The following is a 16774-nucleotide window of genomic DNA, read 5'->3' on the forward strand; positions in this document are numbered from 1 at the left end:
TCCCTGTTCCCTACTCCCTGTTCCCTGTTCCCTTTTCACTTTTCACTTTTATAAAACCACCTCTAATACCACGGTTTGGATCGCGAAGTTGAATATTATCTTCTAGTTCAAATGCACAAGGGAGTTTAGCAGACCAGCATAGCTCATGCTCTTCTGGAGAGATATCTTGTGGAGAAAAATAATTAATACCATTGACTTGTTTTTTTACTAAATCTGACGTCATCATCTGGGGAGGGATAATCAGTCGATAGGACGTTTTTTGATTCAAAACAATAACTAAGGTAATAAGAGATAAAGCTAAATAACTAGTTATCCTAAATATCGGAGGAATTATCCATAACTTTGATACCGGTAGTTTTTTGGTAATCAGTAAATTTAAATTTCCGATTTTTTGATGACAAACTATAGTAATATATAAACCAGGTAGAAGAATTAGATATCCTAGTCCAAATCTGATCACAGGAGCATAAAGCATCATAAATAAAGTTCCCGAAATAGCTAAACCTAAGACCCAAATCAAACCCCAGAGGCGATGAATGATTGATGTGCGGAGAATATAGATGGCTAATAAAATTGAAATTAAAATTATTCCAGTCGCAATTTGATTTAGAGTACTAGAACTGAACCACTGCCAAAATAACCAAAGCCAGGGATTTGAATTTGGGGGAGGTGAGCCAAACCAGGTTCCCCAGCCGCGAGTGTTTTCAGCAACTGCTTCAGCGTCTTCCGCTGTCCAAGACCAGGGTAAATCCAGACAGAAGAAGGATGATGGAAAAAGTGGGCAACCAGAGGTGATGATATTGACAGCGCACATGGGTGATAAGAGTAAACTCGTGATGACACCACCTATCACTAGTCGTTGCACACAAAACCTACTGAAAACAGTATAAAAAATAACTGATATGAATAATAGGGGTAGAGAAGTAAGCTTTATGGTTACAGCTCCAGCTGCTAAAATCAGTGGGATAAATTCATCGTAAAATTTATTATTAAATTTATTTTTAAAACTAGAATTTTTACCCCGAGTTACGGATGATGAGCGATGGTGAGCAATGATTAAAATTGCCCAAGCGATGATTACGGTGAGGAAAATTACTGGGATATCTGGCGATGGAGATACCAGGATATCTGACATCAAACTCGATAGAGCTAGGAGAGGGAGTACAATCAATGAGCAGATGACGATAAACCAGTCACTGAGCTGTGCTTTATTGGTGAATAGTTGAGCTAAAGCAATCAGAAAGTGTACTATTGCGAGAAGAAAGGCAAAGCCATTGGTTATCGCACTAACTTGAGCATCGAAAATTGGAGGGTTAAACGGAGCAGCGAGCGCAAACCACGATGAGGTAAAACCAAGCTGCTGAAGGAGCAGGGCGATACCTGGCACTGCTCCATACTCGGACAACCATCGGATGGCTCCATAGTGATAGAGACCTGTGTCAAGCCAAGTTACTTGTCGGCTGGTGAATGCTGCGACACCAAATTCTAAGGTCAACAATCCCAAGGCTAGGTTGGGAAACAGCATGAAACATAGATTAGCAATTTCATCGCGGGTAGGTTGTGATGTCAGAGACAATAAACTCAGACTAACAGCGGTACACCAGCCTACCCAGGAATTGAGGGGAAATACTAGGGAGGTTGCTAGCAGTGCAATGGACAGCACAACGATGCCCAACCACACTGCTGCAATAATGCGATCGCTAACTCGTTTAAAGGAATCCGCTTGCAGTACATTCAGCACAGCAGTTCCGATCAAGTAGCAAGGAATAAGTAGAAAATTCCAAGTCGTGATAAAGTAGAACATGCCAATAGCCTATACAGGCTGAAAAACTGAGTCCTCTACTGAATCCTGTTTTTGCTTTAACTCTTCTGTGGTAAATTCTTCATAGTAAGAACGCTCAGTATTTACCTGCCACAGATCATGATTTTCCCCCAGTAAGTTCTTAACTGCTAGCATTCCGGTTAACATCGAATGGTCTTGATTGTTGTAGCGATGCATCCCATTACGTCCAATGGTTTGTAGGTTATCAAAGTCTGCTAAAAAATCTTGAATCACTTGTAAATGCTGACGATAATCACGGTCGTAAACTGGGTAAGCTTTAGGTTGGCGCAACACAGTACCATCCTCTACAGCCTTGGCATCCGCCAGACCTAAACTCGCCAATTCACGGGTGGCTAAATCCAGCAATTTGGGATCAGATAGATTCCAGATTTCATCTCCCTCATTACAGAAGTATTCTAAACCCAGACAGGTCTTGCTAGGATCCGATACCATTTTTGGACTCCAATTCTTAAAATTTTGGATGCGACCCACTTTCACCTCTGGACTATGGATATAAATCCACTGATCAGGAAATAGATCTTTAGCATCAATAATGAGCGCTACAATAATAAAAGCTCGATAAGATAGGGATTTTGCTGCTTCGATTACCGCTGGTGGGGGAGGTGGGTCGAGTTTTTTAACCAGTGCTGTCACTGGCATACTGGAGATGAAATGGTCTCCAGAGATACTGATAGTTTTTTCATCCTGCAAAGCAGTAATGCTTTTGATATGATTGCCATCTCGTTGAATACTAGTCACTACAGTATTCAGTCTTACCTGACCACCTTGATTATCTACTGCTTGCTGAAATTTTTCCCACATCATCCCTGGTCCAAGTAGCGGGTAATCAAATTCCTTAATCAAGCTTTTGCTATTTTGACTTCCGAACAAAGCATTGATGATTGCTCGTTTTAGAGATAATTTTTGAATTCGCTGTGCTGCCCATTCTGCTTGAATTTTATCACAGGGTATGCCCCATACTTTCTCCGTATAAGTTTTAAAAAATAGTCTGTATAAACGACGACCAAAGCGATCGCTTACCCATTCTTCAAAGGTTTCAGGTTCATGCCAAGGTCGCAATTTTGCCTTGATTTTTGCCTTGAAGTAGCTGAGCAACATAACCAGACTGGTAATGATGCCTAGATTCGATAGGGTGTTAAAGATTGAGAGGGGATAGTCGTAGAATTTACCCTGGTAATAAATGCGTGACATGCGGGGAACTTTGATAAAATCTTCCCCTAAAACCTCTTGCCAACGTTGATGCGCTGCTTCTACTTTGGTATAGAAGCGATGACCACCAATATCGAAGCGATAGCCTTTGTAGACTTCGGTGCGAGCAATACCACCGACTTTATTGGATTTTTCTAGAACGATAGATTTAATGCCTTGTTTAACCAGGTCATAGGCAGCTGTAAGACCAGCCGGTCCTGCGCCTGTAATCACTACGGGATAATGTTCCATTGATTAAAAATAGTGCGTCAGTGGTGAGTGCGTCAGTGGTGAGTGTTTAGTGCTTAGTAGGACAATATTGATTTTTATTCCATAGCGATAGCAATTCTAGGTTAAACCTAAGGTTAAACGTTATTTTAAACGTCGATAGTAACTGTTATTGTTCAGGATTTTAATACTCATAAATAAACCCGATTTTAGTTTATTTTTAAATAAAGATTTATAGCGTTTATCATACTTATGATGTACATTCATTTTTATTACCGTTACTCCCTACTCCCTACTCCCTACTCCCTACTCCCTAAAACCCACTACGAAAGTACCTCAACCAATTTATCCCTGCTATAAACTTGATAGCTTAGGCAAGTATATCCGAGGTTGTAGGTACTTTTGAAAGCAATGACGAACTATACCAATGGCAAACGCAAGTCCGCTGTAAAAGTAATACAGCCAGTGCCATGGAATGGTTCGTATAGTGAATAGTAGACCACGCTTTTGATAAAAGAATTGGTAGACAGGTCTGTTGAGTACTAGCAGGGCGAGACTAAATACACAAGTAGCCATAGCAATCAGAGTACTAGACCACCAATAAGCTGTAACTAAAGCACCTAGTAGAGCATAGACCAACACCACACTAATACGACTAGACAGCTTTAGGTTCAAGTCACTGATAAACTCACGACAGTTTTCCGGACTTGCGTCGCGAACCTTGAGAATTACGGCAGTCCAGGGCAAGGCGCGGTAGAAAAAGTCAGCTCTAAGGAGAGAAATTATGCCCCAGGGCTTGAGATGTTTCACCCGTAGAGTCTTACACAGCTTAATCCTGTAACCTTCTTGCTTGAGTCGATAGCCTAACTCAATATCTTCAATACAGGGTTGACGATAATTTTCCTCAAAGCCACCCATGGCAATAAAGATGTCACGACGGATTGCGCCACAGGCACCCCAAAAGGTAAATGCTTCTTCAGATGCAGTTTGATGAGTGTAGTGGTGGAGTAAATTTTTGTACTGGGAAAGGAAATTAGCAGCACCGGGAGAATCGTCATAAGAACCAATTAAAGCGGTTAAATTAGGTTCATTATTAAAAATTTTCACCACTTGACCAATAGTATCCGGATAGATGGCTACATCAGCATCTATAAAAAACAGGATATCGGTCTGTGCTACTTTAGCTCCCAGGTTTCGGGCTTTAGCCGGACCCCCTGCTGTGGGCAATCGAATTACTGTGGCTCCAAAGTCTTGGGCTAGACGCCATGAGCCATCAGTATCGCCGTCAGCTACTACAATCACTTGATCGGGAGGGGGTGCAGCTTGAGATAGTCTGGCAAGACATTGACGAAAGTCTTCCCCTCCGTTGTATACGGGGATGATGACGGAGATAGTTAGTTTAGCAGAGTCAACCATTCTTTAGAGAATTTACCTTCAATTACTGATTGAGATTTTGAGATTAAATCGTTACTATGCATCTCAATAATACCCTCGTATAGTTTAACATTATTTTAGTTAAAATTATTAGATTACACTAAGTTTGACAAACTAGTTTATTGGCTTTAACAAAACTATATAAGAATCACCAGTAGGGATTTTTTTAAAAAAAAATCCTGAATTGACTAAGTAACTCTGTACTTGTAATACAGGTTGTGTCTACAGGTTGAGCAGTCAGCCATCCGCTATCAGCAGTCAGCCCATAGTCAGCCCATTTGATATAGCTAAACGCTGATAGCTAAATTAAAAGCTTTGCTGAATCTTCGAATGAATAGGAGTAGAGTGGGCATCCTGCCCGCCCGAAAATATATTGAAACTGGCAAGATGCCAGTTCCACGGCAAGATGCCCATTCCACAGCAAGATGCCCATTCCACAGCAAGATGCCCATTCCACAGCAAGATGCCCATTCCACAGCAAGATGCCCATTCCACAAAACTCTTAAAATCATTCCATTATTAAGCAACGCTAAATTAAAAACTCAGTTTATCCCTGTGGAAAGTATAAATATAAAATTTAAATCACCAAATGTCGGTTGTTAAAACAGTTGATAGCTTACCACTGGTTTCAGTGATTATCCCTGCCTATAATACAGAGCAGTTTATTGAAATCACATTACAGTCTGTTCTTTCTCAGACCTATAAAAACCTGGAATTGATAGTGGTAGATGACGGTTCTCAAGACCGGACAGCTGAGATTGTTCAATCTATTGCTAAGCAAGATCAGCGTGTTATCTTACTACAACAACCAAATTTAGGGGTGGCTGCTGCTCGGAATTTAGGGATTCAAAACACTAAGGGAGACTATATCGCTCCCCTGGATGCTGATGATATTTGGTATCCGCAAAATTTAGAAAAGCAAATGAAACGCTTCTTGGCAACAGATCCAGCGGTAGGGTTGGTTTATGCTTGGTCGGTGGATATTGATGAGGAAAATTCACTGACTGGAGATTTCCGTGCTTCAAGTATAGAGGGAAAGGTTTATAAAACTCTGGTATGTCATAACTTTTTAGGCAATGCTAGTGCATCTATGATTCGCGCCTGTTGTTTTGAGACCGTTGGTGGCTACAACTGTCAACTGAAGGCACAACAGGCTCAGGGGTGTGAGGATTGGGAGCTCTATTTGCGAATTGCAGAACATTATGAATTTGCTGTTGTGCCGGAATTTCTGATTGGCTATCGCAAAATTGTTAGTAGTATGTCTCGCGACTACAGCCAAATGGCTAAGTCTCATGGTTTGATGCTACGTGACGTTCAACAAAGGCATCCAGAGATTCCAGCAGCGCTTTATCGATTGTCTAAGAGTAGTTTTTATATGTATTTGGCACGACAAAGTAGTCAGTGTAGTAGCGATCGCAGTACGTTATTTTGGCTATCTCAAGCTTTAAAAGCTGATTTTATTACGCCTATTTTTCGCTATGGGTTGTATATCTTGTCCCTTAAAAGCTTATTGAGAATTATCACTAAGCTTAAATCCGGTAATTATGTTAATAAACCGGGTGTAGGCGTAAGTCCTGCGGATTTAAATAAACGCCGATGGAGTCTATATTTCAAGCTCTTGCTTGGAAATTTATTACACCGTTCACTGCTGATAATATAAGGAAGTTTTGGTTATGCTTTATCCAATCAAAGTGGTGGACATTGAATTGAGCCGCCCCCTGACTACTCTTGATGGTTTAGATGGCTATATTGCAGTGAAAGGACTGGTTCGCTTCCATGGTGCGCCAATTGGATATGTTCAAGCACCGATTACTAATGGTTACTGCACAGCAGAAACCTTAAGTAAACTTATTCTGGAAGGCCATAGCGAGACGATTATCAATCGCCTTTTGTACAATGGATTATCCTTACCCCTCGGACGCGAAAGGTTGTGTCTTGAGGATTTGTTTGATGTGTCACCACCAGAGTATAAGGGCAAGTTGCCGTTAGTAACAGTTGCGGTTTGTACTCGCGATCGCACTGCTGATCTTGCTCTATGTTTAGACGCTATCAATCAACTCGATTATCCTTACTTAGATATTTTAGTTGTTGATAATGCTCCCACCAGTGATGACACTAATAAACTGGTGGAAACTTATACTAATGTTCGTTATATTTGTGAACCTCGTCCGGGTTTAGATTGGGCGAGAAACCGAGCTGTTCTTGAAGCTAAAGGAGACATAATTGCCTATACTGATGATGATGTAGTGGTTGATTCAGGATGGGTAAAAGCATTAGCGCTAGTGTTTATTAAACATCCTGACGTTATGGCAGTGACTGGGTTAGTTGTGCCTTATGAATTGGAAACCGAAGCACAAGTGCTGTTTGAAATGTATGGCGGCTTCGGGCGAGGCATGAGGCGTAAGTGGTATCAGGTTAATCGAGGCAACAAAATGCCTTGGAAATTCCTGGGTACTGGACAATTCGGTACAGGGGCAAACATGGCTTATCGCCGCTCAGTATTTGATGATATTGGTTTCTTTGACCCTGCTTTAGATGTGGGTACTGTGACTAATGGTGGTGGTGATTTAGAAATGTTTTTCCGGGTGGTTAAGGAAGGACATACCCTCGTCTATGAGCCTAGTGCCATAGTGCGCCATCGACATCGACGGGATTATGCTAAGTTGCGTACGCAAATTACTAATAACAGTATTGGTCTGTTTTCTTACTGTATCCGTAGTCTCTTTGCCTATCCAGATGAGTGTCTTTCTTTCTTGTCGATTTTGCTCTGGTGGATAGTGTATTGGAATTTAAGACGTCTGTGGATTGGTTTCAAACATCCCACTCGCTTCCCACGGGATTTAATTCTGGCTGAATTAAAAGGCTGCTTCATTGGTTTAACTCGCTATCACAAAGCTCGCCACACTGCTGCTGAGATTACTAAATCTTTCGGTGAGCAAGAACGGGAAACAGAAGAGGATGTAGATAGTGCTCCCTACCCGATTTTTTCTGACCCTATCTTTCCTGCTCTGACTAAGGAAGAAATCCAAAAGGTTAAAACCAATCCAGGTATGGCAGTGCGGACTGTGGATCTACGGGAACCTTTACAGGCATTAACTGATGTTAAAGAGTACTCATCAGTACGAGTCTTTGTGAAATGGCATGATCAGCTTTTAGGTAGCGTTGATATTCCTAACCCTGATCGAGGGATTAGCAAGAGTCGCTTAATTGAGGTTATTGTCAATCAGTTTGGTATGAAGCTGCTGGAAGTAAACCTTAACTTCAGTAGGTATTACTGCTATACTCAAGCAATATCTATCTTAAATAATCACTATAAAGTCACGGATAAAGAGACTGATTTACTAACCTGTTTACCTGATAAAATACCAATCTCTATTATCATCGCTACCTATGATCGACCCCAAGATTTGCGGAGGTGTTTGTGCAGCATAGTTGCCCAAAAGTATACTCGACAATTGGAAATTATTGTAGTTGATAATCATCCCGCTTCTGGTTTGACTCCACCAGTGGTTGCTGAGTTTCCTGATGTTGTCTTAGTTAGTGAATCCCGTCAGGGACTAGCTTATGCTCGCAATGCTGGCTTTGTTGCTAGTACTGGGGATATTGTGATTGCGACGGATGATGATGTTACTGTGCCACCGGATTGGTTAGAAAAACTAATCGCTCCTTTTGCTAGAGCGGATGTGATGATTGTCACAGGTAATGTTTTGCCCCTACAGTTGGAAACCAATGCCCAGCAGTGTTTTGAAAATTATGGCGGCTTGGGACGGGGCTTTGAGGAGTTTGAGGTTAACGGAGATTGGTTTGAATCCTTTTCACGCCATGCTGTACCAACTTGGCAGTTAGGAGCAACCGCTAATGCTGCTTTTCGTGCCAGTATCTTTAGTCATCCCAAGATTGGTCTAATGAACGAAGCCCTCGGTCCCGGTATGCCTTCAGGAGTTGGTGAAGATACTTACTTATTCTATAAAGTACTTAAAGCTGGCTACACCCTCATCTATGAGCCAAGCGCTTATGTCTGGCATAAGCATCGCACTGAAATGGCAGAGCTACATCGTCAGCTTTACAACTACAGTAAAGGTCATGTTGCTTACAATCTGACCACATGGCTACAGGATGGGGATTGGCGAGGATTGGTGCAAATAGTGCTGGGATTGCCACTTGCTCATTTATCTCGCATCTATCAACGGCTCAGAGGTTGGAGCGATTATCCAATCTCCCTAATCTGGTTGGAAATGACAGGTAATCTGGCTGGAGTTTGGTCTTTGTGGCAGTCCCATCTGCGGGTTAAACGTGAAGGTCGTATAGCAAAGGGAGTAGGGAGTAGGGAGTCGGGAGTCGGGAGTAGGGAGTCGGGAGTCGGGAGTCGGGAGTCGGGAGTAGGGAGTAGGGAGTAGGGAACAAAAATTATCACAATATTGTTTCACTCTCGTAAAACAATAATCTCAGCCAAAGACTGAAACTTTTATTTAATCAAGGTTTTAAGTTTTTTTGAATAACTAAAAAATTAAATCACAATGGGTTGAATAAAGCCCTATCAAGCTTTAATTTACTGCTTTATTAAAGTCTAAAAAAATAGTAATATAGCATTTTAAAATAGATCATCAAATAATCGGATCTATTTCCTACTATTCCCTATTTACTGCTCCCTGCTCCCTGCTCCCTGCTCCCTGCTCTCTAAAAACCAGGGAGGGCGAAATTACCTAAACCAATTGACAACTGCTGTCAAATGCTATATTACTCCAATGTCTTCAATACAACATCGAAAATCAAAACTCAAACAATTTTACAAGTGGCGGCTTTCTTATCTCTATGATTTGCTACGAGAGCTAGTTAATCGGGAGATGAAGCTACTCTACAAACGGTCAGTTTTGGGAGTAGCTTGGATGCTGCTTAATCCACTACTCCAGCTAGCTGTATTTTCCTTTGTTTTCCGTTTTGTATTGTCGGTTGATATTCCTCAATATACCTCCTTTGCATTTTCTGGTTTGTTGGTATGGACATGGTTTAACACGTCTCTTTTTCAAGCCACTGGGGTGATTATTAGTAATCGCCCCCTGATCCGACAACCGGGTTTTCCCAACGCTATCTTACCGGTGGTTACCGTAACAACAGGTCTGATTCACTTTATTCTAGCCCTGCCAATATTAGTTATCTTTCTGTTAATCGATGGTGTTCAGCTACAGCCAGTAATTATACTGTTACCAATCCTACAAGCTCTACAGTTTTCCGTTACCATTAGTTTAGCCTATATACTAGCTGGGCTTAATGTAATATTTCGCGACACCCAGCATACTATCGGTGTACTTCTACAGCTGTTTTTTTATCTCACACCTATTTTTTATGAAATTACTAATGTGCCCAAAAATTACCAGTTTTTCTATTACCTTAACCCGATGGTGCATCTGGTTACCGCCTATCGCGCTGTACTAATTAAAGGAACACCACCGGATTGGATAGCTCTGCTAGTTATGGCTTTGGTCACGGCAGTGTTTTTACCTATCGGTCTTCAAATTTTCCGGTGGCAGAGCGATCGCTTTGTGGAGGAATTATAGATGGTTGATGCAATTATTGTTCAAGGACTCGGTAAACGCTTTAACTACTATCATCCTGAGCGACCGCTTACTATTATGGAGGCGGCGCTGTCGGGTTTTCGGCATATTATGGCAGCGGAAGGGTTTTGGGCGTTGCGGAATATTACGTTCAAGGTTTCCCCAGGCCAAATGCTAGGCATTCTCGGTCACAATGGAGCAGGTAAATCAACGTTATTGCGCTTGATTGGTGGGGTTGGAAAACCGGATGAAGGGAAGGTTAGGGTTAATGGCTCCATTGGAGCGCTGCTGGATTTGGGGGCTGGTTTCCATCCAGATTTGACTGGGCGAGAAAACGCTTTTGTTAGTGGTGTTGTAGCAGGTCTTACTCGTCAAGAGGTGGGGCGGCGTTTTGATGAAATCGTGACGTTTGCTGAACTTGAGCAGTTTATCGATAACCCAGTCCGCACTTATAGTACAGGGATGCAGATGCGGCTGGCGTTTTCGGTGGCTGTACACACAGACCCAGATGTGATGCTAGTTGATGAGTTTCTGTCCGTTGGGGATTTGGCATTTCAGGCTAAGTGCTTGGAACGAATTGCTCAGTTGAAAGAGTCTGGCTGTGCTATTGTCCTAATTTCTCACAGTAGCGAGCAAATTGAGCAACTTTGCGATCGCGCTTTGTGGCTACAACAAGGACAAATCATGGCTTACGGTGAGCCAAAAGTGGTAGCAGGACAGTATGTCAATCAAATGCGATCGCAAACCCAGCAACCTACTCCCAACAGACCTGCCCAACTGACTAGGTCTGGTGTGGAACTGCGAATGAATGAAAACCGGTTTGGCTCTCTAGAAGTAGAAATTACCGATGTGCTGCTGTTACCTAGCTTAGAGATTAATAGTGGTGATTCCTTGGCCATTGACATTGAGTACTTGTCACTTCAACCAATTGATGGACTAATTTTTAGTGTCATCATTAGCACTGAAGATGGTCAAATCTGTCTTGAGACTAACACAACTACCATGGGAGCATCCTTACCAGGTATTAAAGGTAAAGGAAAAATAAAACTCCATCTATCCCGCTTAGATTTAAACGGTGGTAAGTATTTTGTTGATGTTGGGGTTTATGAACCGAATCGGGCTTATACCTATGACTACCATTGGCATGTGTATCAGCTTTTAGTGCGTTCAAAAGATAGCGAAAAAGGTATTATTAGCCCACCGCTTCGTTGGGATGTTGTTGAAGGTTGAAAGTTGGTTGAAGGTTTAAATTTGGTTGAAGGTTGAATGTTGGTTGAAGGTTGAATGTTGGTTGAAGGTTGAATGTTGGTTGAAGGTTGAATGTTGGGTGAAGGTTGAAGGTTGGGTAAAAGTTGAATGTTGAATGTTGTTCGCCTTTGGCGTTCGGTGAAGGGTAGGTTTAATGTTGCTTGATTGTTGACTGAGGAACAGGTAATAGGCAACAGGTAACAGATTTAGCTTTACGATTCCCGATTCCCGATTCCCGATTCCCGATTCCCGATTCCCGATTCCCGATTCCCGATTCCCGATTCCCGATTCCCGATTCCCGATTCCCGATTCCCGATTCCCGATTCCCGATTCCCGATTCCCTTTGAGCAAAAATTTATCAAATCTAAAACTATTGAAAAAAATAGTATATAGATTATTAAAGCTGATTCAATCAATAAGTTTAGCTATCTTGATTCTTAGTGTTTCTGTACTGCCCGTATTTGCTCAGGAATCCTTGAATGTATCTAATCAGGATTTGCCTATGGTATCTACAGCCAATGATTCCCAGTTAGAACTAACTAAATTCCAGGATATAGAAAAATTTAGTGACGACTTTTTTGTCAATCAAATGGCAGAAAATCATATTCCTGGTGCCGTATTCACCTTAGTAAAAGATGACAAGATTCTCTTCTCGAAAGGCTACGGCTACGCTAACCTTGAGGATAAGATACCGGTTATTCCTAACAAAACTCTGTTTCGTGTAGGCTCTGTATCTAAACTAGTTACCTCTACAGCAGTAATGCAACTAGTCGAGCAAGGTAAGCTTAAGCTACATGAAGATATTAACCAGTATCTTAAGTAATTTCAAATTAAGACTGATAAATTTAAGCCAATTACAGTTGATCATCTCTTAACTCATACTGATGGATTCGATGTAGCTTGGGTGATTGGCGGAGCCACTCGTTGCCAGTCTAAGCTGCTATCCTTAGAAAAATTTCTCACAGAAAATTTACCAGAGCGAGTGCGACCACCAGGTCAATTATATGTTTATGGTGATGTAGGATTAGCATTGGCAGGTTACTTAGTAGAAGTGGTTGCTGGAATTCCTTTCAGTGAATATATTGACCAAACTATCCTACAACCTTTGGATATGAGTCAAAGTAGTTTTCAGCAACCATTACCGTATCAGCTGGCAGCTAACTTAGCTGTAGGATATCGGTACAAAAATGGCAATTATCTAAAGCAAGCCTTTACCTGTAATAAAAGTGTTCCTACTACAGCTTTAACTACTACTGCTGAAGACATGGCCCACTTTATGATTGCTCATTTACAGGGAGGTCGTTATCGTAAACAGCGTATCCTGAATGATACTACAGTAAAGGATATGCACCACCAACACTATACTAATTTTCCGAACATTCCTCAATCGGCAGGATCTACTTATGGTTTTTTTGAGCGCTTTGTGAATAATCAACGGATAATTGAGCATGGCGGTAGCATGTCAGGGTATACTAATCTGGTGTTTTTAATCCCAGAACAAAAGTTAGGTTTCTATATTGCTTACAATCGTAACAGTCTTAATGAGAATTTGCGAGACGACTTGGTTGAACAGTTTTTAGATCGTTATTATCCTGTACAGTAGACCATTACCTCACCTACTGAAACGATTATTAAACCTATCCCTGAAGCTAGCTCTAAAGCTAGCCCTCAAGCTAATAGTACCCAGCATTATAAACAGCAATATCAACAGCAATATCAACAAATTAATGGCGGCTATCGCTTCATTCGATATCCTCGAAACTCCCTGGTTAAACTAGCCATGGTTTTGCTGGAATCTGGACGATTATTTACTATTAAAACTAATCCAGACCGCACCTTAACTGTATTTCCAGGAGGAAGTAAATGGGAGGAATTTGAGCCACTCCTATTTCGCTATCCTGACAGCAATATGTATATAAGTTTTCGGAAAGATAGTCAGGGTAAAATTACTGCTATGTCTTTGAGTAGTCATGTCCATTTAACCTATGAAAAGTTAGCCTGGTACGAAACTCTTGTTTTACAGGTTGGACTGGTAGGATTTTGTGTGCTAATCTTCCTATGGGGATGTTTGGTTTGGCTAATTAGACCATTAATTAGCCGCAAAAATCAAAGCTTATCTCTAGTTTCACGACATACTCGTCTGGTGGAGTTGATCATTGGTCTGATTAGTATCTTGAATTTATGCTTTTTCAGCGGGATGGGGATAGCTATTAGTATAATAGATTTCTGGGAATTTTTCTTCGGAATCCCCCCTGTGATGATTGCGTTACTTTATCTACCCATTGTCACCACAGGCTTGACTACTGTAGTATCGATTATTGGTTTACTGGCTTGGAGAGACAAAAATTGGTCTTGGATCAGACGAGGGTATTATTGTTTGAGTATGCTAGCGGCATGGCTATTTATCTGGCTCCTAAATTATTGGAATTTATTAGGATTTAAATTTTAATTTTTGTGATTAGATAAGGGGCAGCAGATAATGGGGTTTTAGTAAAACCAATTCATTCCCAATTCAATAATGACCTTGAAGTTGATTTCAATGTCAATTTAATCAAGAATCAGAAAGCTAAGATTAATGCGATCGCATTTATTCGTGCGCCTCAGATTAATGCGATCGCTTTTATTGTATTGTGTGTATTGTGCTCAAGTTGACCTTGCCGATCCTGCCAGGCTTAGCAATCCATCACCACTTAGACCTAGGAACTAGCGCCAGCTTTATGGTCTGGGAAATTGGTCAGGTTTAAACCCCTCCTAACACACTGCCCATAGCACGAACCATATTCTGGGGCTGAAACGCATCCATAGCCGCCGTAGGCTCATACCCACAATGGACCATACAATCGGCACACTTAGGATTACCACTAGCGCGACCATACTGATCCCAATTCGTTTCCTCCAGCAATTCCTTAAAAGTGGAATAATGCCCTTCATTTAACAAATAGCAAGGCTTTTGCCACCCCAAAACACTGTAACTAGGACTTCCCCAAGGGCTACACTCGTAATCTTTCTCCCCGATCAGGAAATCCAAAAATAAAGGATTATGGTTAAAATTCCAGGTTTTCTTCCCAGCCTTCAAAGGCGCTAAAATTTCCCGGAACATCGCCTTAGTCTGTTCCCGCTTCAGGAAATGCTCCTGATCTGGTGCCCATTCATAACTATATCCAGGAGAAACCATCATGCCATCAATACCTAACATGGCCAAGAAATCAAAGAACTCCTGGATTTCCTTAGGATCAGTTCCCTCAAACACCGTCGTGTTAGTAGTCACACGAAATCCCCTAGCTTTAGCCGCTCGAATTGCCTGCACCACCTTATCAAATACCCCCTGACGGTCCACACACTGATCATGCCGTTCCCGTAAGCCATCCAAGTGAACGCTGAAAGTCAGGTAAGGGGAAGGTTGGAACTTATCCAGAGACTTCTCTAACAACAACCCATTGGTACAGAGATAGACATACTTTCGCCATGCCACTAAACCCTTGACAATTTCGTCAATTTGTGGATGAAGCAGAGGTTCTCCCCCCGGAATAGAAACCACAGGAACACCACACTCTTTCACCGCAGCAAAGCACTCTTCAGGAGTTAGCTGGCGCTTGAGTATTTCCGTAGGATGCTGGATTTTGCCACAACCGGAACAAGCTAGATTACAGCGGAACAGAGGTTCCAACATCAGCACCAGGGGAAAGCGTTTACGACCCAAAAGACGCTGGGTAACAATATACTTTCCGACATCAAGGGCTTGTTGTAATTGAATTGCCATAATTGTCCTCACACCATATAATTAACGCTAATCATTGAGGGTAATCATGATTACCCTACAGCTTGAACTATGATCAGCCTCGCCGATAAATTATACCGAGTTGCATTCAAAGAGAGTGATTGGTTGGATAGGGAGATAGGGAGATAGGGAGATAGGGAGATAGGGAGATAGGGAGATAGGGAGATAGGCGGAAGAGAAAGTTGTACGTTTGACCGCAACTTGGTATTAACAATACTGTTCGCGAATTGCTTAAAATCCTAGATTTCGCCGCAGTTCTCGGTTTCCCTATTTCCTGCCGCCAGCGGTAAGTACCTAGAGATAAATAAACGGAACTGTGTTAACTTTTTTAAAGCTGCCAAAAGTCTATCTATTCCCTGTTCCCTGCTCCCTGCTCCGTTCGCGTAGCGTGGCCTACGGCCTCAGTCCCTGCTCCCTGTTCCCAGATCCGCTGTTCCCTTACCTCAACCAATCAACAGCATCCTTGAGGGCTTTCCTAATCGAAGATTGGGGTAACCCTAACTCTCTCACCGCTTTCGAGGCATCGTAATACATTGGGTGTTGTGCCATACGCACCCCATTGAGCGGAATAGAAGGGGTTTTCCCGAAAGCAGTCAACACGCACTCATCAATCCAAGCCATACTCAGCGGTAGCCAGACCGGAACAGTTTTTTGAGGCGCACTCAATCCAGTAATGTCCGCAAGTTGCTCCAATAAGGATTTGAAAGATAGATTTTGGTTACCTAAAATATAGCGATCGCCTTTTTTCCCCCGGTCTAACGCCAACAGGTGACCCTGAGCCACATCCCGCACATCAATAAAATTTAATCCCGTATCCAAATAAAATGGCATTTTCTGCTGTAAGAAGCGCACAATGATTTCTCCGGTAGGAGTTGGCTTAATATCCATCGGACCAATGGGAGCGCTAGGATTAACAATCACCACATCTTGACCAGATTCAGCTGCCTTGATTGCTTCCCGTTCAGCAAAAAACTTAGATTTTTTATAGTCACCCACCAATTTCTCTACAGGACTCTGATGGGTTTCATCCACAATTTCCCCAGGTTTACCCACACCAATAGCCGCTACTGAACTGGTGTAAACAGTGCGTTCAATCCCAGCTTTACCAGCACTTTGTAGCACATTACGGGTTCCCTCGACATTGTTACGATAGAGTAAATCTCGATCCGCTTGCCACAGGGAATAATGGGCAGCGACATGAAATAATACCTGACATCCCTGCATCAGTTGGGACAAACCTGGATCGTTTAAGTCACCGATAACGACTTCTATATCTAGACCCTGGAGGTTATCGAGTTGGCTAGTAGGGCGCACCAGAGCTCGCACGGAGTATCCTGCTTCAAGTAGCGATCGCACAACATGAGCACCGATAAACCCTGTTCCTCCAGTGACGAAAGCTTTGATTGCCATTGACGCACGCTCCTCTGTTTCCCAATTCCTTATTGCTTATAGCACTACCAATTAAGGTGTTTGACATTTCTAAACTCTGAAACTTAGTCATAG

The 16774-nt window shown here is 42.1% G+C and carries 12 protein-coding genes and 1 pseudogene; 6 read left to right on the top strand and 7 right to left on the bottom strand.

All coding sequences use genetic code 11. The features are described from left to right. Positions 1-10 precede the first annotated feature (10 nt). The 4 genes from F6K64_RS23145 to F6K64_RS23160 form a co-directional block, all read right to left on the bottom strand. Complete coding sequence (locus F6K64_RS23145) at positions 11-1804, bottom strand: LIC_10190 family membrane protein (protein WP_008178613.1); 1794 nt, start codon at positions 1802-1804, stop codon at positions 11-13. Between the two features lie 9 nt (positions 1805-1813). Next, positions 1814-3283: an NAD(P)/FAD-dependent oxidoreductase gene (locus F6K64_RS23150; RefSeq protein ID WP_008178612.1), complete on the bottom strand. Its 1470-nt coding sequence runs from the start codon at positions 3281-3283 to the stop codon at positions 1814-1816. A 330-nt stretch (positions 3284-3613) separates the two neighbouring features. Next, positions 3614-4675 carry a glycosyltransferase family 2 protein gene (locus tag F6K64_RS23155; protein WP_008178611.1) on the bottom strand — a complete coding sequence of 354 codons (1062 nt, stop codon included), beginning with the start codon at positions 4673-4675 and terminating at the stop codon, positions 3614-3616. 305 nt (positions 4676-4980) lie between these two features. Further along, positions 4981-5205 (bottom strand): hypothetical protein, encoded by a 225-nt coding sequence (locus F6K64_RS23160; protein WP_143764185.1) that lies wholly within the window; start codon positions 5203-5205, stop codon positions 4981-4983. 77 nt (positions 5206-5282) lie between these two features. Between F6K64_RS23160 and F6K64_RS23165 the strand changes: the two genes are divergently transcribed. From F6K64_RS23165 to F6K64_RS23180, 4 genes are all read left to right on the top strand, one after another. Beyond that, the gene (locus tag F6K64_RS23165; RefSeq protein ID WP_008178608.1) at positions 5283-6353 is read left to right on the top strand and encodes a glycosyltransferase family 2 protein; all 1071 of its coding nucleotides are present in this window, start codon (positions 5283-5285) and stop codon (positions 6351-6353) included. 13 nt (positions 6354-6366) lie between these two features. Beyond that, complete coding sequence (locus F6K64_RS23170; RefSeq protein WP_008178605.1) at positions 6367-9090, top strand: glycosyltransferase; 2724 nt, start codon at positions 6367-6369, stop codon at positions 9088-9090. A gap of 348 nt (positions 9091-9438) precedes the next feature. After that, positions 9439-10248, top strand: coding sequence for an ABC transporter permease (locus F6K64_RS23175; protein WP_008178603.1), 810 nt, complete (start codon positions 9439-9441; stop codon positions 10246-10248). Next, complete coding sequence (locus F6K64_RS23180) at positions 10249-11475, top strand: ABC transporter ATP-binding protein (RefSeq protein WP_008178601.1); 1227 nt, start codon at positions 10249-10251, stop codon at positions 11473-11475. Between the two features lie 15 nt (positions 11476-11490). Here F6K64_RS23180 and F6K64_RS23185 read toward each other — a convergent pair whose 3' ends face one another. Next, complete coding sequence (locus F6K64_RS23185; RefSeq protein WP_287266390.1) at positions 11491-11844, bottom strand: hypothetical protein; 354 nt, start codon at positions 11842-11844, stop codon at positions 11491-11493. Positions 11845-11995: 151 nt separating this feature from the next. Here F6K64_RS23185 and F6K64_RS23190 point away from each other — a divergent pair. Both F6K64_RS23190 and F6K64_RS23195 read left to right on the top strand, forming a co-directional pair. Next, positions 11996-13096: pseudogene (locus tag F6K64_RS23190) on the top strand (serine hydrolase domain-containing protein). A gap of 177 nt (positions 13097-13273) precedes the next feature. After that, positions 13274-13942 carry a hypothetical protein gene (locus F6K64_RS23195; RefSeq protein WP_008178595.1) on the top strand — a complete coding sequence of 223 codons (669 nt, stop codon included), beginning with the start codon at positions 13274-13276 and terminating at the stop codon, positions 13940-13942. A 291-nt stretch (positions 13943-14233) separates the two neighbouring features. On the opposite strand, the gene hpnH is transcribed toward F6K64_RS23195, so the two are convergent. Both hpnH and hpnA read right to left on the bottom strand, forming a co-directional pair. Continuing rightward, entirely contained in the window at positions 14234-15253 is a 1020-nt protein-coding gene (gene hpnH, locus F6K64_RS23200; protein ID WP_008178591.1) for an adenosyl-hopene transferase HpnH, read from the bottom strand. 456 nt (positions 15254-15709) lie between these two features. Continuing rightward, a complete protein-coding gene (gene hpnA / locus F6K64_RS23205; protein WP_008178589.1) occupies positions 15710-16681 on the bottom strand; it encodes a hopanoid-associated sugar epimerase in 972 nt (323 codons plus the stop codon). Positions 16682-16774 lie beyond the last annotated feature (93 nt).

The organism is Moorena sp. SIO3A2 (assembly GCF_010672265.1).
Taxonomy (GTDB): Bacteria; Cyanobacteriota; Cyanobacteriia; order Cyanobacteriales; family Coleofasciculaceae; genus Moorena; species Moorena producens.

What these genes read in the sequence shown, in the direction of transcription:
- F6K64_RS23160 (WP_143764185.1), bottom strand. Translation starts at nt 5,205, where the DNA reads ATGATTTTAAGAGTTTTGTGGAATGGGCATCTTGCTGTGGAATGGGCA.
- F6K64_RS23165 (WP_008178608.1), top strand. Translation starts at nt 5,283, where the DNA reads ATGTCGGTTGTTAAAACAGTTGATAGCTTACCACTGGTTTCAGTGATT.
- hpnH (WP_008178591.1), bottom strand. Translation starts at nt 15,253, where the DNA reads ATGGCAATTCAATTACAACAAGCCCTTGATGTCGGAAAGTATATTGTT.
- F6K64_RS23150 (WP_008178612.1), bottom strand. Translation starts at nt 3,283, where the DNA reads ATGGAACATTATCCCGTAGTGATTACAGGCGCAGGACCGGCTGGTCTT.
- F6K64_RS23180 (WP_008178601.1), top strand. Translation starts at nt 10,249, where the DNA reads ATGGTTGATGCAATTATTGTTCAAGGACTCGGTAAACGCTTTAACTAC.
- hpnA (WP_008178589.1), bottom strand. Translation starts at nt 16,681, where the DNA reads ATGGCAATCAAAGCTTTCGTCACTGGAGGAACAGGGTTTATCGGTGCT.
- F6K64_RS23195 (WP_008178595.1), top strand. Translation starts at nt 13,274, where the DNA reads ATGGTTTTGCTGGAATCTGGACGATTATTTACTATTAAAACTAATCCA.
- F6K64_RS23145 (WP_008178613.1), bottom strand. Translation starts at nt 1,804, where the DNA reads ATGTTCTACTTTATCACGACTTGGAATTTTCTACTTATTCCTTGCTAC.
- F6K64_RS23175 (WP_008178603.1), top strand. Translation starts at nt 9,439, where the DNA reads ATGTCTTCAATACAACATCGAAAATCAAAACTCAAACAATTTTACAAG.
- F6K64_RS23170 (WP_008178605.1), top strand. Translation starts at nt 6,367, where the DNA reads ATGCTTTATCCAATCAAAGTGGTGGACATTGAATTGAGCCGCCCCCTG.
- F6K64_RS23155 (WP_008178611.1), bottom strand. Translation starts at nt 4,675, where the DNA reads ATGGTTGACTCTGCTAAACTAACTATCTCCGTCATCATCCCCGTATAC.